Origin of the sequence: Kitasatospora herbaricolor, from assembly GCF_030813695.1 — a bacterium.
Lineage (GTDB): Bacteria > Actinomycetota > Actinomycetes > Streptomycetales > Streptomycetaceae > Kitasatospora > Kitasatospora herbaricolor.
The window spans coordinates 4,119,290-4,136,908 of sequence record NZ_JAUSVA010000002.1 but is presented as its reverse complement, the minus strand read 5'-3'; the positions used below and the strand labels follow the sequence as shown (position 1 = coordinate 4,136,908).

The following is a 17,619-nucleotide window of genomic DNA, read 5'->3' as shown; positions in this document are numbered from 1 at the left end:
GGCCGCCGCCGGCTGGGCCGGCTCCGGGACGGGCGGGGTTCAGGCCGCCTTGACCGCCGAGATGTCGAAGGTGAGCTTGACCTTCTCGCCGATCAGCACGCCACCGGTCTCCAGTGCGGCGTTGTAGCTCAGGCCCCAGTCGGTGCGGTCGATGGTGGCGGCACCCTCGAAGCCGACGCGCTCGGCGCCGTAGGCGTCGGTGGCGCTGCCCGTGTACTCCAGGTCGAGGACGACCGGACGGGTGGTGCCCTTGATGGTCAGGTCGCCGATCATCCGGTAGGAGTCGTCGCGCAGCCGCTCGGCCGAGGTGCTGCGGAAGGTGATCTCGGGGTGGGCCTCGGCGGCGAAGAAGTCCCCGGTGCGCAGGTGCTCGTCGCGCTGGGCCTGCTTGGTGTCGATGCTGGCGACCTTGATCACGAGCTCGGCGGAGGAGTTGGCGGGCTCGCTGCCGTCCAGGTGGAGCTTGCCGTCGTACTCGGTGAACGCGCCGCGGACGTTGGTGACCATCGCGTGACGGACGGAGAAGCCGACCTGGCTGTGCGCGGTGTCGACGGCCCAGTCACCGGTCAGGTGCGCCAGGCCGGGGCCGGCCGGGGCGTCCACGACGGCGGTGGTGGTGTCGGCGGTCTTGGTGCGGTTGAACAGGCCCATGGCTCCTCCTTCGGTTCGAAGCCTTTTGTTTAGGCTTCAACTTGATGGCTCCACCATAGACCCACTTCGTTCAAAGTTCAACCATGTACGCCACCGGGTTCCCTCGCCCGCGCCCGAGCGCCCCCGCCCCCTGGCGGGCGTCGCTCGCCCGTTCGAATGTCGGGCGGTGCCGATACGCTTCGAGGACCGTCGACCGAAGCCGTCCCCGCAGACCGGAAGGCCAGCCCATGTACGCCCTGCACGCGCTCTGGCGGGCGGACGGGCGGCTGGCCCTCTGGGCCGAGGACGCCCGGGCCTACCCCGCCGAGCCGCCACCGGCCGGGCCCGACGGCCCGGGGCGGGCCGGCCGGGCCCACCCGTACGCCTGCCCGGCCGCCGCCGTCGCCGGCCTGCTGGCCGGCATCGGCCCCGGGCTCGGCTGGCTCGCCGACCAGGCCCCCGAGCGCTGGGCCACCCTGCGGCTGCCCACCTCCGGCGGCCTGCCCACGCCCTCCCCCGAACTCCCCGTACCGCCGAGCCGCGGCGGCGGCTCGCTCACCCCTTGGCGGGTGCCCGCCCTGCTCTTCGGCCCCGCCGCCGCGGCCCAGCTGCTCGGCGAACTCTTCGACCCGCGCTGGGCGGTGACCACCGCCGAACTGCCCGCCGCCGGGCGCGTCGAGATCACCCACGGCGCCTCGCTGCGCTGGCTGACCGGCGTGCACGACCTCGCCTGGCGGCTGGTCCACCGCGGCCGCACCCGGCCGCTGCCCACGGTCGAGGACGGCGAGCCCCACGCACGCTGGCGCCCCGCCCTGGACGAGGACGGGCGCCGCGAGGCCGCCGAACTGGCGGCCGGCTGCCCGCCGGTCTGCCGCGGCGAGTGGCCCGGCCCGGCGGCCGGGCGGGGCGGCGCCGACCTGGTCGCCGAGTTGCTGGAGGCGCTGGTCGACGCCGAGGCCCGGGCCGTGCTCGCCGACGGACCCCCGCTGCTACGGCCCGTCCCGGGCCCCAGTGCTCCAGGGGGCTCCGGCGGCGCCCGGACCGGCACGGCAGCCGAACGCTGGCTCGCGGCGCTGACCACCGCCGACGGCCGGATCGAGGCCGCTCCGGATGACGGGAGCGGTGGCGGCGCGGCGCCCGCCGGGCACGGCCCCGAGCAGCACGCCGAGTTCGCCGCCCTGGCCCAGCGCCTCGCCGCCTGGTACGCGGGCCCGGCGCCCGCCGACGCCCCGCTGCGGCTCTGCTTCCGGCTGCTGGAACCCTCCGGCCCCGACCCCGACGACCCCGAGGGGCGGCCCTCCGACGACCACTGGCAGCTGGAGTTCCTGCTCCAGGCCGCCGACGAGCCCTCCCTGCTCGTCCCGGCCGACGACCTGCGGTTCGGCAGCGCCGCCCTGGCCGCCTTCGCCCGCCGCACGGACGACCCGCTGGAGGCCTACGCCGCCGAGCTCGACCGGGCCGCCCTGCACTGGCCCGCCCTGGGCGAGGCCCGCCGGGCGCTCCACCCGACCGCCCTGCGGCTGGACCGGGCCGGCGCCCTCGACTTCCTCCGCACCGCCGCCCCCGACCTCACCGCCGCGGGCTTCGGAGTGCTGCTCCCCACCTGGTGGCGGCGCCGCCCCACGCTCGGGTTCGCCCTGGAGGTGCGCACCCCCGCCGCCGGCATCGTGGAGACCACCGGGCAGATCGACCGGGACGCCGTGGTGGCCTTCCACTGGCAGGCCGCCCTCGGTGACCTCACCCTCACCCAGGAGGAACTGACCGAACTGGCCGAGGCCAAACAGGGCCTGGTCCGGATCCGGGGGCGCTGGGTCGAGGCCGACGCCGGGCAGATCGCCGCCGCGCTGGCCTTCCTCACCCGCCACCAGGAGGGCACCATGCCCACCGTCCAGGTGCTGCGGACGGCGCTCGACCCGCGGGCGAGCATCGCCGGACTGCCCGTGACCGCCGTCCACGCGGACGGGCCGCTCGGCGACCTGCTGGCCGGGCGGGCCGCCGCCCGGGCGCCCGAAGCGGTGCTCCCCGCGGACTTCCGGGCCACCCTGCGCCCCTACCAGGAAAGGGGCCTGGCCTGGCTGCGGTCGCTGGCCGGCCTGGGCCTCGGCGCCGTGCTCGCCGACGACATGGGCCTCGGCAAGACCGTGCAGACGCTGGCCCTGCTGGCGGTCGAACGGGCCGAGGGCGCCACCGGGCCCACCCTGCTGGTCTGCCCGATGTCCCTGGTCGGCAACTGGCAGCGGGAGGCCGAGCGGTTCGCGCCGGCGCTGGGGCTGCACGTCCACCACGGCGCCGGCCGGCCCACCGGGGACGAGCTGCGGGCGGCCGTCCACGGCGCCGACCTGGTGATCACCACCTACGGGCTGGTCCAGCGCGACGCCCGGGCCCTGGCCGCCGTCCGCTGGCGCCGGATCGTCGCCGACGAGGCCCAGTACATCAAGAACTCGGCCACCGCCCAGGCCAGGGCGATCCGTTCGCTGCCGGTGAGCACCCAGCGGATCGCCCTCACCGGCACCCCGGTGGAGAACCGGCTGGCCGAACTCCACGCCGTGCTGGACTTCGCCAACCCGGGCCTGTTCGGCTCCGCCGCCGGCTTCAAGGAGCGGTACGCGATCCCGGTGGAGCAGCACCGCAGCGCCGCCGTGGCGGCCGAACTCCAGCGCCTCACCGCGCCGTTCGTGCTTCGCCGGCTGAAGAGCGACCCGGCGATCGCCGTCGAACTGCCCGCCAAGCAGGAGATGACGCTCTGGTGCAACCTCACCACCGAACAGGCCGGCCTCTACCAGGCCGTGGTCGCCGAGCTGTTGCACCGGGTCCAGGGCATCCGCGGGGTGGAGCGGCGCGGCACGGTGCTGGCGGCCATCGGGCGGCTCAAGCAGGTCTGCAACCACCCGGCCCAACTCCTGCACGACGGATCGGCGTTGGCCGAACGGTCGGGCAAGGTGGCCCGGCTGGTGGAGATCCTCGCGGCGGCGGCCGCGAAGGGCGACCGGACGCTCGTCTTCACCCAGTACGCGGAGTTCGGCCGGCTGCTCCAGCCGTACCTGGCCGAGCGGCTCGGCCAGGAGGTGCTCCACCTGCACGGCGGCGTGCCCAAACGCCGGCGGGAGGAGCTGGTGGCCCGGTTCCAGGCCCCGGACGGCCCAGGCGTCTTCCTGCTCTCGCTGCGGGCCGGCGGCGCCGGGCTCAACCTGACCGCCGCCAACCAGGTGATCCACCTGGACCGCTGGTGGAACCCGGCGGTCGAGGAGCAGGCCACCGACCGGGCCTTCCGGATCGGCCAGCGCCGGGACGTCCAGGTCCGCCGGCTGGTCTGTGTCGGCACCGTCGAGGAGCGCATCGCCGAGATGATCGAGTCCAAGAGGGCCCTGGCCGACGCCGTGGTCGGGGCCGGCGAGCACTGGCTGACCGACCTGCCGGCCGACGAACTGCGCGCGCTGGTGGCCCTGTCCGCCGACGCGGTGGGGGAGGAGCAGCGATGACGGCGCCCACGCCCGCGACCCCGCCCGAGGGCCCGGACCGCCCCGGGGCCGCCGCCCCGGACACGGCCGCGGCCGAAGGCCCCTCCGGCAGCCCGCTCGGGCCCGGCGGCGCCTTCGGGCCGGACCTCCCGGCCGGGCCCGGTGAGCGGCCGCTCGCCGACTGCCTGGCGGACTACTGGCAGGGCGGCTTCACCCTCCGCGACACCCCGGAGGACGATCCGGACGAGGCCACCACCGCCCGGCCCGGGCCCGGTCCGTCCGGCATCACCGTGCGCGGCCGTGACCTGGCCACCCTGCTCGACCGCGCCTACCGGGCCTTCACCGCCTGAGCCCGGGCCGGGCGTCCGGCTCCGGGCCCCGGAAGGTTTCCGCGTCACCGATGTCACGATCCGCGGGGCTGTCCGGTCCTCCCTACGGAGAGCGTGGCCGGCCCGGCCACGCGGGAGCACAGGAGGCCACCATGTCCCGGATCTCGCTCGACCCGCCCCGCACCCTGCTGATGCGCATCGGCGAGTGGTACTCCCGCCGTACCTACGGCAAGGTCCTCGAACCGGGCCAGGCACTCGGGCACAACACCAAGGTGCTGTCCTCGTACTTCCGGCTGGAGCAGCGCGCCGCCAAGTGGAACGCGCTCGACCCGGCCCTCAAGCACCTCGCGGTGATGGCCACCGCCGCCAGGATCAACTGCTCCTGGTGCATGGACTTCGGCCACTGGGAGGGCGGCCGGCTCGGACTCGCACCGGAGAAGACCGAAGCCGTGCCGCGGTGGCGTGACACCGAGGAGGTCTTCACCCCGCTGGAGCTGCTCGTCATGGAGTACGCGGAGGCCATGACCGAGACCGAACCCGCCGTCACCGACGAACTCGTCGCCGAACTGATCGCCCGGCTGGGTGAGCCCGCCTTCGTCGAGCTGGCCGCGATGGTCGCGCTGGAGAACTGGCGCTCCCGGGTGAACATCGCGTTCGGCCTGACCAGCCAGGGTTTCTCGGAGGCCTGTGCGCTACCGTCGGGCGGGTGAGCGAAGAAGCCCCGCAGCCCGACCCGGCCGGCCCGGACCGCCTCGCCGCCTTCGAGGAACACCGGCGGATGCTCTTCGGCATCGCCTACCGGATGCTCGGCAGCGTCGCCGACGCCGAGGACCTGGTGCAGGACAGCTGGCTGCGCTGGAGCCAGGTCACCACCCGGGTCGACAACCCCGGCGCCTTCCTGGCCAGGACCGTCACCAACCTCGCGCTGAACCGGCTGGGTTCGGCCGCCGTCCAGCGCGAGGCGTACGTCGGTCCGTGGCTGCCCGAGCCGCTGGTCACCGCGCCCGACACCGCCGAGGAGGTCGAGATGGCCGAGTCCGTCTCGTACGCCGTGCTGGTGGTGCTGGAGAGCCTGTCGCCGCTGGAGCGGGCGGTGTTCGTGCTCAAGGAGGTCTTCGGGTTCTCCTACCCGGAGATCGGCGAGGCGCTGGAGCGCAGCGAGGCCTCGGTGCGGCAGGTCGGGCACCGGGCGAAGTCGCACGTCCAGGCCAGGCGTCCGCGCTTCGACGCACCGGCCGAGGTCCGGCGCCGGGTGACGAACGAATTCCTGGCGGCCTGCCTCGGCGGGGACCTCAACCGGATGCTGGAGCTGCTCGCACCCTCGGTCACCGCCTGGAGCGACGGCGGCGGGCGGGTCAAGGCGGCGATCCGGCCGATCGACGGCGCGGACAAGGTCGCGCGCTTCCTGCTCGGTGTGCTGGCCAACGACCCGCTGGAGGACCTGCGGGTGTACGAGGTGGACGTCAACGGGCGCCCGGGTCTGCTGATCGACGCGGCCGGGCGGGTCGACTCGGTGGTCGTCCTGGAGATCGAGGACGGCCGGATCGGCGAACTCCGGATCCTGCGCAACCCCGACAAGCTCACCCACCTGCGGCCCGGCGGCCCGTCCGGCCCGGCCTGAAGGCCCGACCCGGCCCTCGCCCGACCCGGCCCCTCGCCGGTCGCCGGTCCCGCGGGCCGGGCCGCCGACGGCCGGGCGCTTGACCCTCGACCTGGTCGAGCCCCCAGAGTCCCCGGTATGGAGAGCGACATGCGCAGCATCGGCGAGACGGCCAGGGACAGCGGCCTCACCGTGAGCGCGCTGCGGTTCTACGACGGCGCCGGCGTGCTCCGGCCCGCCCGGGTCGACCCGCTGACCGGGTACCGCTGGTACGCGCCGGAGCAACTGGCCGACGCCCGGCTGGTGGCCCGGCTGCGCCGGGTGGGCCTGCCGCCGGCCGAGATCCGGCTGGTCCTCGCGGCGGTGCCCGGCACCGGCGAGGCGCACCGGATCGTCGACGCGCACCAGCGCCGGCTGGAGGACGGACTGTCCGACGCCCGGCGCGAGCTCTCCTTCGTCCGAGCACTTCTCGACCAGAGGGAGCACCCCATGAACCCGATCCGCCCCGAGAGCACCGTCACCCTCCCCGCCGACGACCTCGCGGCCGCCCTGGACGCCGTCCGCTTCGCCGTCGGCGGCGACCCCGAACTGCCGGTCCTGGCCGGCGTGCTGTTCGACATCGAGGGGGAGGAGCTGCGGCTGGTCGCCACCGACCGCTACCGGATGGCGCTCGCCTCGGTGCCGGCCCGGGCGGACGGCGACGCCGTGGCCCCTCCGGCCGCCGCGATCGTCCCGACGGCGCTGGTGGACGGTGCCCGGGCGCTGCTGGCCGGCTGCGCGGAGGCCGTCCTGACCGTCGGCGCCGCCCGGTTCGCCCTGGAGGCCGGCGGGCACCGGATCGAGGGCGCCGGCCTGGACCACGACTACCCCGACTACCGGCGGCTGATCCGGGTGGAGCACACCCGGCGGGTCGAGACCACGGCCTCGGAGCTGCGCCGGGTGGTGACCGACGCGGACGTCCGGCTGGTGCGGCGCGCCGCGGAGGGAGCGGAGTGCGAGGTCACCGTGCTCGGCGTCGGCCCCGACGGCGAACTCTCGGCGGCCGCCGGCCCCGCCCCGGACGCCGCGGGCGAGATCGTCCAGGTGGCCGTCGACCGGGAGTTCCTGCTGGACGCCCTGCGGGCCGGCGCCTGCGAGCAGCTGGTGCTCGAACTCGGCGGTCCGATCACCCCGTTGGCGATCCGGGCAGCGGGCCGGGAGGGCACCTTCTCGCTCCTGATGCCGGTCCGGATCCCCGAACTCGCCTGAGCGGAGCAGGAGTCAGCCCCGGCCGGCCAGGAACTCCCCCACCAGGGAGGCGAACCGGCCGGGCTCGTCGACCCACGGCCGGTGCCCGGAGCCGGCCAGCACCTCCAGCCGGGCGCGCGGATGGCAGGCGGCGACCAGCCGGGCGGGTGCGGTGCCGATCAGTCCGTCCAGGGCGCCGGCGAGCACCAGGACCTCGGTCGCGGGCAGCGGGACTGGGCTGCCCGCCGAGGCGTAGAAGGCCTCCCGCAGCCACGGCGGCGGCGGGACGAGCGGCCGGGCGCTCTCCCGGCGGGCCGCGTCGTTCCAGCTGCCCCAGTTGAACGGGGCCAGATCGGCCAGGAGGCGGGGCGTGGGCTCGGCCCCCTCGGCGAGCTTCCGCCCGGCGGCCGCGGCCCGGGGGTACCAGGCCTCGCCGGCCCGGCCGGCCCGGATCGCCGTCAGCTCCGCCTCGTCCGGCTCCCGCGCCGCCCGGCCCACCGGCGTCACCAGCACCAGCCGGCCGATGCGCTCGGGGGCCCCGGCCGCGTACCGCTGGGCGACCAGCGAGCCGGCCGAGTGGGCGAGCAGGTCGACCCGGTCCAGCGCGAGGTGGCGGCGCAGCTCCTCCACGTCCCGCGCCTGCGCGGCGAACGAGCAACTCGCCCGGTCCCCGGGGGCGTCGGAGAGCCCGGACGCCCGGGCGTGCAGCCGGACCACCGTCCGGTGGGCGTCGAGCCCGCCGAGCGTCCCCAGGTAGCGGGCGTCCATCCCGGGCCCGCCGGCGAGGGCCAGCAGCGGCGGGCCGTCGCCGGCGGTGTCGTACCGCAGGCGGGTTCCGTCGTACGAGGTGAAGTGCGGCATCCGGGCATGATCACATGCCGCGCGGGCGCCCCTCCACACAATTCGCCCCGCCGCGTGGGTGGTGGGTGACGGCCCGCCGCCCTGCCCGGGTCGGGGCCGGGACCCGCCGGCCGGAACCGACCGGGCGGGTGGGGAGTCTGGGCAGGCATGCGCGTGACGATGATTCTCCCGGCCCTGACCGAGGCGACCAGCCCGCTGTTCCGGCCGATCAAGTACTCGCTCTTCCCGCCGCTGGGCCTGGCCACCCTCGCCGGGTACCTCGACCCGGACGACGAGGTGACGCTCCACGACGAGCACGTCGAACGGATCGACGTCGAACGGCTGGAGACACCGGACCTGCTGGTCCTCCAGCCGTACATCACCTCCGCCCGGCGGAGCTACGCCATCGCCGACCACTTCCGCGCCCGCGGCGTCCATGTGGCGATGGGCGGCCTGCACGTGACCTCGCTGCCGGAGGAGGCCGCCGGCCACGCCGACACGATCTTCACCGGCCCCGGCGAGGACACCTGGCCGGTGTTCCTCAAGGACTTCCGGGCCGGGCGGCCGGCGCCGAGGTACGACTCCACCAGGCGGACCCTGGCCGGGCTGCCACCCGTGCGCCGGGACCTGATCAAGCGTGACCTCTACCTGGTGCCCAACTCGATCGTGGTGTCCCGCGGCTGCCCGCACCACTGCGACTTCTGCTACAAGGACGCGTTCTTCGAGGGCGGGAAGTCCTTCTACACCCAGGCCGTCGACGACGCCCTCGCGGAGATCGAGCGGCTGCCCGGCAAGCACCTGTACTTCCTCGACGACCACCTGCTCGGCAACCGGCGGTTCGCCGAGGCCCTGTTCGACGGCATGGCCGGCATGGGGCGGCTCTGGCAGGCGGCGGGCACCGTGAAGTCGGTCCTCGAACCCGGCCTGCTGGAGCGGGCCGCCGAGGCCGGGCTGCGCAGCCTGTTCGTGGGCTTCGAGACGGTGAACGCCGCCAACCTCGCCGAGCGGCGGAAGGACCAGAACATCGGCCGGGACTACGCGGCGGCGGTGCGGCGGCTGCACGGGGCGGGGGTGATGGTCAACGCGAGCTTCGTCTTCGGGCTGGACCAGGACGGCCCGGACGTCTTCGACCGCACGGTCGAGTGGGCGGTCGAGCAGGGCATCGAGACCGCCACCTTCCACATCATGACGCCGTACCCGTCGACCGGGCTGTGGAAGCAGCTGGAGGCCGAGGACCGGATCGTCCACCGCGACTGGGACCTCTACGACACCCGCCACGTGGTGTACCGGCCGAAGGGGATGACCGCCCGCCAGCTGGAGGACGGCTACTGGCGGGCCTACCGGGACTTCTACCGCTGGTCGAACATCTGGCGCGGCGCGTCCGCCCAGCCCGGGCACCATGAGCGCCTGCGGCACCTGGCGTACGCGGGCGGCTGGAAGAAGTTCGAACCGGCCTGGGACGTGCTGATCCGCTCCCGGCACGTCGTCCGGGCGCTGCCCCTGCTGGAGCAGACCTTGAAGGCCTTCGGTGGCCGGCGGCCTGAGCCGTCCGTCCGGGGAGCCGGCTGAACCGGCCCCGGAGGCCGGCGCACCGTCATCCGGGCCCGGGCAGGCGCTGGTTCGGCCGCGGCGGGGCCGGCCGGCGGACCTGCCGCCCGTGCGTCGGCGAGCCTTCCGGGCGGGTTCCGGCGGGTTTGGGATGATGCCCGCACCCGGGCCGCCGGGTCGCGCACCCCGCGCGACGGCGCCGCGGACGCCGGCTCCCGGTTCGCCGAGACGCGGTCCGCGCGGCCGGCCCCGTATCCCGCGCCCGGCTCCCGGGCACGGGTGCGAGCGAGCGGAGGAGAGTCCATGGGCGGTCGCTTCGAGGGGACGGTCGACATCGACCGGCCGGTGGCGGAGGTCTTCGCGTTCCTCGCGAACGGCGAGAACGACCGCAGGTTCAGTCCCCGGGTGCTGGAGATGACGAAGCGGACGGACGGCCCGACCGGTGTCGGCACGGTCTACGCCAGCACGGTCAAGGACGCCGGGACGAAGACCCGGCGGGAGTTCCGGATCACCGCCTTCGACGCGCCCGGCCGGATCCGCTGGACCGAGATCTCCAAGAACCTGGTGACCGCCCAGGGCGGCTACGACCTGGAGCCGGGCCCCGGCGGTGGGACCAGACTGCGGGTCTTCAACGACCTGGAGGGCCACGGGATCGGCAAGCTCCTGGTGGGCCTGGCGCTGAGCGCGGCCCGCAAGGACGCAGACGCCTTCGCCCGGCGGATCAAGGCGGCGGTCGAGGCGTCCTGAGGCCGGGTGGCCGGGTGGCCGGGTGGCCCGGTGGCCCGGGGCGGGCCCGGAGCTGTGGGCCCGGAGCTGTCTACCCGGAGTCGTGGGCCTGGCGGCGCGACACGCGGTGGTTGCTCCCGCTAGCGATGTGCTTGCAATTGCAAGCACGGTCGGGCAGGCTGGGGTCATGGCCTCACTGAACGTCGGCTCGCTCGGCGAGTACATCCGCGAGCAGCGGCGCACCGCCCAGTACTCGCTCCGACAGCTGGCGGAGGCCGCCGGCGTGTCCAACCCGTACCTCAGCCAGATCGAGCGCGGGCTGCGCAAGCCGAGTGCGGAGATCCTGCAGCAGATCGCCAAGGCGCTGCGGATCTCGGCGGAGACGCTCTACGTCCAGGCCGGGATCCTGGAGGAGCGGCGCGGGGAGGGCCTCGAACTGCGGGCCGCGATCCTGGCCGACCCCCTGATCAACGAGCAGCAGAAGCACGCGCTGCTCGCGGTCTACGACACCTTCTTGAGAGAGAACACGACTCCGAAGGGCCCGGCCCGCAAGGGTGCGGCTCCGAAGCAGGACCAGGCCGCCGACGGGGAGCAGGACGCACCGCGGGCCGAGCAGCCGACCGCGCAGGCCGGCCGCGACCGAGAGATCTAGACCCCAGGAGGACCAGCCATGCCGATCACCGACGAGATCAAGAAGACCCTCAACGACCCGACCCCGCTGTACGCCCTCGCCGGCGCCGGCGACCTGGCCTACGAGAAGCTGCGGGAGGTGCCCGGCAAGGTCGAGGCGCTCGCGGCGGACCGCAAGGGCACCCAGGAGCGCGCCACCGCGCGACTGCAGGAGGCTCAGGCCCGGCTGGTCGAGGCGCAGGCCAAGGTGACCGAGTCGGTCAACACCCTCCCCACCGACCTCAAGGTGCTGCAGGAGAAGGCGCAGACCTTCGCGCTCCAGCAGGTCGGCCGCGCCGTCGAGCTGGCCGTGAAGGCCAAGGAGACGTACGACGAGCTTGCCGTCCGCGGCAAGGGCGTGGTGGAGAAGGGCCGTGGCGAGGAGTCCGGCGCGCTGTCCGGGACGACCCTCCCCGCGCAGGCCGAGGCCGAGCCGGTCGAGGCCGAGATCGTCGAGGACGAGGACGACGCGCCCGTGGCCGCCGACGCGAGCGGCGAGGACGACGCGGCCGACGGCGGGGCCCCGGCGGAGAAGAAGGCCCCGCGGGCGCGCCGGACCAGCACCCAGAAGTAGACCTCCCGGAACGGGGGCCCGCAGGAACGGGCCTCCGGAACCCGGAGGTCGCGGACCTCGCGAGGTCCGCGACGGGTGAGCACCCGCCCCGGCGGGTAGTCGGTGTGGGACGGGCACGAGCTGCCGGCCCGGCGGGCGGTACCGTCGGCCGGGCGGACCGGGGCACATTCCGGCGCCTCGGTACGTTGTCACCTGAACGAGCGGGGTGGCCGTGCCGCGACCGGCGGCGCCGCCGCCGCGACGGGGCGCGCTGAGTGAGGAGACCGTAGTGGGCGGATTGGGCCAGGTACTGGCCTTCGACTTCCTGAACCCCTTCTGGTGGCTGGCCGTCGGAATCCTGGGGTTCAAGCTGGCCGCGCTGCTCGACGCCGCGAGCCGGCGGGAGGACGCCTACCGGGCGGCCGACAAGAAGACCAAGCCGTTCTGGCTGATCATCCTGGGCATCGCCTTCGGCTTCGACCTGCTGTTCGGGGCGAACTTCCTGTACAGCTTCCTGACGCTCGGCGGCCTGGTCGCCGCGATCGTCTACATGGTCGACGTCCGGCCGGCGATCAAGCAGCTGACGGACGGCCGGGGCGGGAACAACAAGCGGAACGCGGGGCCGTACGGGCCCTGGTGACGGTGGGTCGGGCCGAAGGCCGACGGCCCTGGACAGACGGCCGTGGACGGACGGGCCGGGTGCGCAGGCACCCGGCCCGTCCGCGTTCCCGCGTACGGGGCTCCGCCGGCCTGAGCGTCCCCGACGTCCCCTGCCCCGGGCCGCCCGTCGGGGCGGCCCGGGATCGGTCAGCCCGGGATCGTCAGCCCAGGATCAGCGGGGCGGGATTGCGTTCGAGCAGCAGCACGGCGACGTCGTCCGTCAGCGCCCCGCCGTTGAGCTCCTCGACCTCGGCGATCGCGCTGTCGACCAGCCGGCCCCGGGTCAGCCCGGCGGCCTGGTGGTCGCCGATCAGCTCGGCCAGGCCGTCCTGGCCCAACCGCCGGGAGCCGGCGCCGATCCGGCCCTCGACCAGTCCGTCGGTGTAGAGCAGCAGGCGCCAGCCCGGCCGCAGCTCCAGCCGCTGGGCCGGCCAGGCGGCCTCGCAGTCGTCGCAGGGGAGCAGCCCCAGGGCGGGTCCGGCCTGGCCGGCGGGGAGCAGCTCGGGGCTGTGGTCCGGGCCGAGCAGCAGCGGGACGGGGTGCCCGGCGAGGTAGAGCCGGGCCTGCTCCGCCCCCGTGCCGTCCGCCGGGGTGTCGCCCGGCTCGATGACGAGCATGCAGAGCGTCGCGAAGATCTCGTCGCTGCGGCGCTCGTGCTCCAGCACGTGCTGGAGCGTCGTCAGCAGCTCCTCGCCGGTGAGGCCGGCGAAGACCAGGGTGCGCCACGCTATCCGCAGGGCCACGCCGAGGGCGGCCTCGTCGGGGCCGTGCCCGCAGACGTCGCCGATCACCACGTGGACGGTGCCGTCGTCGGTGCGGACGGCGTCGTAGAAGTCGCCGCCGAGCAGGGCCCGGCGGCGGCCCGGGCGGTAGCGCCGGGTGAAGGCGAGCCCGGCGCCGTCGAGCAGCGGGGTGGGGAGCAGGTGGCGCTGGAGCCGGGCGTTCTCCTGCCCGCGCAGCTCGGCCTCGACCAGCCGCCGCTGCGACTCGTCGGCCCGCTTGCGCTCCACCGCGTAGCGCAGGGCCCGGGCGAGCAGCGGGCCGTTGGTCTCGTGCTTGATCAGGAAGTCCTGGGCGCCCGCCGCCACCGCGGCGGCCCCCAGTTCGGCGCCAGCGGCGTCGGTGAGCACCACCACGGCGGTCTGCGGGGCCCGGCGCAGCAGTTCGCGCAGCCCGTCCAGGCCGTCGGACGACTCCCCGGACCCGGCGGTCGTGAGGTGGTGGTCCGGACGGCTGTGCCCCGGGGCGCCGGCGGGCTGTCCGGCGGGGGCGGCGAGGTCGAGGAGCACGCAGCCGAAGTCGGTGCCGCGGGCGCGGCCCCGGCGGGTCCACGGGGGAGGCGGCGCCAGCAGGTCGACGGCGTGGTCCAGGCTGTGCGCCCAGTGGATCTCGAAGGACGCGCCGCTGCCGGCCACCGCGGCCTTGATCAGCTCGGCGTCCGAGGCGTCGTCCTCGATCACCAGCACCTTGAGGGGCGCGGCCTCGACGACGACCGGGCGGGGTGCCGGGGTGCTGTCCTGGGCGGGAGTGCCGCGCGGGTGCGGTATCGGCGCGGAGGCCACGGTGGTGGGGGCCGGTCGCTCCTCGCGGACAGTCCGGCTGCGGGCACGGCCGTCACGGGCACCCGTGAGGGCGCCCGGCGGGTCACCGGCGCCAGGTGCCCGCCCGTCTCCCGTTGCGGGCATCGGTCGATCCTCCCTTTCCCCGACTGGGCAACGGTCGGCGTCCGTGCGCAGTGCCTGCCTGGCACCGCGTGTCGGGGAACTTCTCGCGACCATAACGTGATCTCCGGGGATTTCTGTGGCTCGTCGGCTTCGGTGTGGCTATCGCCACGCCGGTGCCGACTGGTCCGGATAGCGTGAACGAGGTGGACGGCCCGGCGAATCGGGGCCCTTGACGGGAGGACGGCGCGTTGACACTGATCACGCTGATCGAGGGTGACATCACCGAACAGCAGGTGGACGTGGTGGTGAACGCCGCGAACTCCTCGCTGCTGGGAGGCGGCGGCGTCGACGGGGCCATCCATCGCAAGGGCGGCCCCGAGATCCTGGCGCAGTGCCGGGCGCTGCGGGCCTCCCACTACGGCAGGGGCCTGCGGACTGGCGGGGCGGTGGCGACGACGGCCGGGCGGCTGCCGGCCCGCTGGGTGGTGCACACGGTGGGGCCGGTGTACCTGGCCGAGGACTACGAACGTCGGGCTGAGCTGCTGGCCTCCTGTTATCGGGAGTCGCTGCGGGTCGCGGCGGAGCTGGGTGCGCGGACGGTGGCCTTTCCCGCGGTGTCGGCCGGGGTGTACGGCTGGCCGCTGGACGACGCGGCCCGGATCGCGCTCGCCACGGTGGCGGACGCGGGCTTCGGTCCGCGGGGCGAAGAGGTCGGGGGAGAGCGGCAGGGGCGGGAGAGGGAGCAGGAGGAGGACAGGGGGCAGGAGGAAGGGGACAAGGGGGAGGACGCCCCGGCACCGGCGGAGGTGCGGTTCGTCCTGTTCGGGGCGGAGTCGTACGCGGCCTTCGACCGGGCCTTGCGGGCACTGGAGCGGCAGGGCTGACCCCATGGTGGCGTGACGGGACGTCAACACGCCAGAGCAATTCGATAACTCGTTCGAGTGAATCCCCGCACTCGCTCACCAGCGCTGCGCCCGGAGCGCCTGCCGGGCCTGCGACGGCCGCGTTCCCGCGGCCCCGGACGGCCCGGACGGCCCGGCCGCGGCCCGGCCCGGCCCGGGCCGCGGCTACGGCGCCAGTGCCGTCCAGGGCACGGTGACCTCGCCCTGCCGCCACCGGCCGCGCGCGTCCACCAGCGGCCAGTTGCCGCTCAGCGCCGTGCAGGCGGCCACCCAGCGCTGCCGGGCCCCGAACGCCCCGTACGGCGCGGCCGCCGCCCAGGCCCGGTCGAAATCGGCCAGGAAGGCGTGCACCGGCCGGCCGGGCACGTTGTGGTGGATCAGCGCCTTGGGGAGCCGTTCGGCCAGGTCGGAGGGCTGCCCGAGGCCGCCGAGGCGCGCCGCGAAGGTGACCGTCCGGGGGCCCTCGGGGCCGATCGCGACCCAGACGTGCCGCCGCCCGATCTCGTCGCAGGTGCCCTCGACCAGCAGCCCGTCGGGCGCCAGCCGCCCGCGCAGCCGGTCCCAGACGGCGGCCACCGCGGACTCCTCGTACTGCCGCAGCACGTTGGCCGCCCGGATCAGCTGCGCGGGCGCGCCGCCGTCCAGCGGCACCTCGAAGCCCCCGCGGCGGAAGGTCAGCAGCGGCGGCAGCGCGTACGGGAGGGCCGCCGCCACCCGTTCCGGCTCGATCTCGATCCCCACCACCCGGACGTCCGCCCGGACGGCGCGCAGCCGGGCGGACAGCTCGACCGCCGTCCACGGCGCGGCCCCGTACCCGAGGTCGACCGCGACCGGCGGCCGGTCGGGCGCCCGCAGCGCCGGGCCGAGGGTGTGGGCGATCCAGCGGTCCATCCGCCGCAGCCGGTTGGTGTTGGTGGTGCCGCGGGTGACCGTTCCGACCGGTCGGGCCGCCCGGCCCCGGGCCGTCGGAGGTGCGGGATCGAAGGAAGCGGCCATCACAGCAGGGTACGCGCCGACCTGCGGCGGATCTCATGGAGTGGGACGGGAATGCGGGCCGAAGGCGCGTGGTTGGCACACTGGTGGCGACGTGCGCCCGGTCGGCCCCACGGCCGGCAGACGCCGCCCACCGGTGTGCGCGAGACGGTGCGCGCCGGGCCGTGACCGCGGAACGGTGGCCCGAGACGGCGGCCGGCTCCGGGCGAGCGGCGAGGCGGCACCGGGGCGGCACGACCGGGCCTGTGCAGTGCTGCGCAGGCACGGGGGGAGCGCCGCGCCGGGCGGCGGCACGCGGCAGCGTCGCCGCGGCACGGCAGTGGCAGCAGGAAGTGGGGGAGCACAGAGGAGGCTTCAGCCAGGTGATCCAGGACCCCGTCCGTTCGGTTCGTCGTGTCCAGGGCCAGCCAGGCCGCGGCCGTCTGCAGACGCTGGTCGGCGGGAGGTCGCGCCGGCCGCGCCGGATAGCCATGCTGAGCGTGCACACCTCCCCGCTGCACCAGCCCGGTACGGGCGACGCGGGCGGGATGAACGTCTACATCGTCGAGCTGGCCAAGCGCCTCGCCGAGCTGAACATCGAGGTGGAGGTGTTCACCCGGGCGGTCTGCTCGGACGACGCCCCCACCGTCGAGCTGGCCCCGGGCGTGCTGGTCCGGCACGTCACCGCCGGGCCGTACGAGGGCCTGATCAAGGAGGACCTGCCGGCCCAGCTGTGCGCCTTCACCCACGGGGTGCTGCGGACGGAGGCCGGCCACCGCCCCGGGCACTACGACCTCGTCCACTCGCACTACTGGCTCTCCGGCCAGGTCGGCTGGCTGGCCGCGCAGCGCTGGGGCGTGCCGCTGGTGCACACCATGCACACCATGGCCAAGGTCAAGAACGCCGCGCTGGCCGAGGGCGACAGCCCCGAGCCGCCGGCCCGGGTGATCGGCGAGACCCAGGTGGTCGAGGCCGCCGACCGCCTGATCGCCAACACCGCCGAGGAGGCGGCCGAGCTGGCCCTGCACTACGCCGCCCGGCCCGACCAGCTGGCGGTCGTCCACCCCGGGGTGAACCTCGACGTCTTCCGCCCGGGGGACCAGCGGGCCGCGAGGTCCCGGCTGGGCCTCCCGCAGGACGCCGCCGTGCTGCTGTTCGCGGGCCGGATCCAGCCGCTGAAGGCCCCGGACGTCCTGCTGCGGGCGGTCGCGGTGCTGCTGGACCGGGAGCCCGGGCTGCGCGAGCGCCTGGTCGTCCCGATCGTCGGCGGCCCCTCGGGCAGCGGTCTGGCCAAGCCGGAGAGCCTGCACAAGCTCGCCGCGGAGCTCGGCATCACCGACGTGGTCCGGTTCCACCCGCCGGTCGGCCAGGACCGCCTCGCCGACTGGTACCGCGCCGCGACGGCCCTGGTGATGCCCTCGTACAGCGAGTCCTTCGGCCTGGTCGCCCTGGAGGCGCAGGCCTGCGGCACGCCCGTGGTGGCCGCGGCCGTCGGCGGCCTGCCGGTCGCCGTCCGCGACGGCGTGACGGGCACCCTGGTGGCCGGGCACGACCCGGGGGACTGGGCCCGGGCGCTGAAGCCCTACGCCACCGAGCCCGGGCTGGTCCGCGACCGGGGCCGGGCCGCCGCCCGGCACGCCGCCGAGTTCGGCTGGGGGGCGGCCGCCGCCGGCACCGCCGAGGTGTACGCGGGCAGCCTGGGGCGGCCCGCCGCCCGGCTCACCGGCTCCCGCCTGCGGCTGGCCTGACCCGCGGGGGCGGCTGACGCCGGGGCCGGGCGGCCGCCACGGGCGGCTCGCCGGGCCCCGCGCCGGGGCCGTGCGACGCCGGTTGCTGCGCCC

General features: G+C 75.4%; 16 protein-coding genes. 12 read left to right on the top strand and 4 right to left on the bottom strand.

The window, feature by feature from the left end; all coding sequences use genetic code 11:
- Nucleotides 1–39: 39 nt before the first annotated feature.
- Nucleotides 40–651 (bottom strand): YceI family protein, encoded by a 612-nt coding sequence (locus J2S46_RS18425; RefSeq protein ID WP_191288841.1) that lies wholly within the window; start codon nt 649–651, stop codon nt 40–42.
- A 227-nt stretch (nt 652–878) separates the two neighbouring features.
- Here J2S46_RS18425 and J2S46_RS18420 point away from each other — a divergent pair, with 227 nt between their 5' ends.
- From J2S46_RS18420 to J2S46_RS18400, 5 genes are all read left to right on the top strand, one after another.
- The gene (locus tag J2S46_RS18420; RefSeq protein WP_191288840.1) at nt 879–4,109 is read left to right on the top strand and encodes a DEAD/DEAH box helicase; all 3,231 of its coding nucleotides are present in this window, start codon (nt 879–881) and stop codon (nt 4,107–4,109) included.
- A complete protein-coding gene (locus J2S46_RS18415; RefSeq protein WP_191288839.1) occupies nt 4,106–4,438 on the top strand; it encodes a hypothetical protein in 333 nt (110 codons plus the stop codon). Before J2S46_RS18420 ends, J2S46_RS18415 begins: the two co-directional genes overlap by 4 nt.
- Nucleotides 4,439–4,569: 131 nt before the next feature.
- The gene (locus J2S46_RS18410; protein WP_191288838.1) at nt 4,570–5,127 is read left to right on the top strand and encodes a carboxymuconolactone decarboxylase family protein; all 558 of its coding nucleotides are present in this window, start codon (nt 4,570–4,572) and stop codon (nt 5,125–5,127) included.
- Complete coding sequence (locus tag J2S46_RS18405; protein WP_268255675.1) at nt 5,124–6,038, top strand: RNA polymerase sigma-70 factor; 915 nt, start codon at nt 5,124–5,126, stop codon at nt 6,036–6,038. The genes J2S46_RS18410 and J2S46_RS18405 overlap by 4 nt, the downstream gene beginning before the upstream one ends.
- 117 nt (nt 6,039–6,155) lie before the next feature.
- Complete coding sequence (locus J2S46_RS18400; protein ID WP_191288837.1) at nt 6,156–7,265, top strand: DNA polymerase III subunit beta family protein; 1,110 nt, start codon at nt 6,156–6,158, stop codon at nt 7,263–7,265.
- Nucleotides 7,266–7,277: 12 nt separating this feature from the next.
- Here the strand turns inward: J2S46_RS18400 and J2S46_RS18395 are convergent, their stop codons facing one another.
- Nucleotides 7,278–8,105 carry an alpha/beta fold hydrolase gene (locus tag J2S46_RS18395; protein ID WP_191288836.1) on the bottom strand — a complete coding sequence of 276 codons (828 nt, stop codon included), beginning with the start codon at nt 8,103–8,105 and terminating at the stop codon, nt 7,278–7,280.
- A gap of 147 nt (nt 8,106–8,252) precedes the next feature.
- Here J2S46_RS18395 and J2S46_RS18390 point away from each other — a divergent pair, with 147 nt between their 5' ends.
- From J2S46_RS18390 to J2S46_RS18370, 5 genes are all read left to right on the top strand, one after another.
- Nucleotides 8,253–9,653, top strand: coding sequence for a B12-binding domain-containing radical SAM protein (locus J2S46_RS18390; RefSeq protein ID WP_191288835.1), 1,401 nt, complete (start codon nt 8,253–8,255; stop codon nt 9,651–9,653).
- Nucleotides 9,654–9,935: 282 nt separating this feature from the next.
- The gene (locus J2S46_RS18385) at nt 9,936–10,379 is read left to right on the top strand and encodes an SRPBCC family protein (RefSeq protein WP_191288834.1); all 444 of its coding nucleotides are present in this window, start codon (nt 9,936–9,938) and stop codon (nt 10,377–10,379) included.
- A 166-nt stretch (nt 10,380–10,545) separates the two neighbouring features.
- A complete protein-coding gene (locus J2S46_RS18380; RefSeq protein ID WP_191288833.1) occupies nt 10,546–11,010 on the top strand; it encodes a helix-turn-helix domain-containing protein in 465 nt (154 codons plus the stop codon).
- Between the two features lie 18 nt (nt 11,011–11,028).
- Nucleotides 11,029–11,601 carry a hypothetical protein gene (locus J2S46_RS18375; protein WP_191288832.1) on the top strand — a complete coding sequence of 191 codons (573 nt, stop codon included), beginning with the start codon at nt 11,029–11,031 and terminating at the stop codon, nt 11,599–11,601.
- A gap of 277 nt (nt 11,602–11,878) precedes the next feature.
- The gene (locus J2S46_RS18370; protein WP_370882319.1) at nt 11,879–12,220 is read left to right on the top strand and encodes a DUF2516 family protein; all 342 of its coding nucleotides are present in this window, start codon (nt 11,879–11,881) and stop codon (nt 12,218–12,220) included.
- Between the two features lie 181 nt (nt 12,221–12,401).
- Here the strand turns inward: J2S46_RS18370 and J2S46_RS18365 are convergent, their stop codons facing one another.
- Complete coding sequence (locus J2S46_RS18365; protein WP_191288831.1) at nt 12,402–13,925, bottom strand: PP2C family protein-serine/threonine phosphatase; 1,524 nt, start codon at nt 13,923–13,925, stop codon at nt 12,402–12,404.
- Nucleotides 13,926–14,152: 227 nt separating this feature from the next.
- Here J2S46_RS18365 and J2S46_RS18360 point away from each other — a divergent pair, with 227 nt between their 5' ends.
- Nucleotides 14,153–14,788: an O-acetyl-ADP-ribose deacetylase gene (locus tag J2S46_RS18360; RefSeq protein ID WP_370882199.1), complete on the top strand. Its 636-nt coding sequence runs from the start codon at nt 14,153–14,155 to the stop codon at nt 14,786–14,788.
- A 183-nt stretch (nt 14,789–14,971) separates the two neighbouring features.
- On the opposite strand, the gene J2S46_RS18355 is transcribed toward J2S46_RS18360, so the two are convergent.
- A complete protein-coding gene (locus J2S46_RS18355) occupies nt 14,972–15,802 on the bottom strand; it encodes a class I SAM-dependent methyltransferase (RefSeq protein ID WP_191288830.1) in 831 nt (276 codons plus the stop codon).
- A gap of 419 nt (nt 15,803–16,221) precedes the next feature.
- Here J2S46_RS18355 and mshA point away from each other — a divergent pair, with 419 nt between their 5' ends.
- Nucleotides 16,222–17,526 carry a D-inositol-3-phosphate glycosyltransferase gene (gene mshA, locus J2S46_RS18350; RefSeq protein WP_229912422.1) on the top strand — a complete coding sequence of 435 codons (1,305 nt, stop codon included), beginning with the start codon at nt 16,222–16,224 and terminating at the stop codon, nt 17,524–17,526.
- Nucleotides 17,527–17,619: the final 93 nt, after the last annotated feature.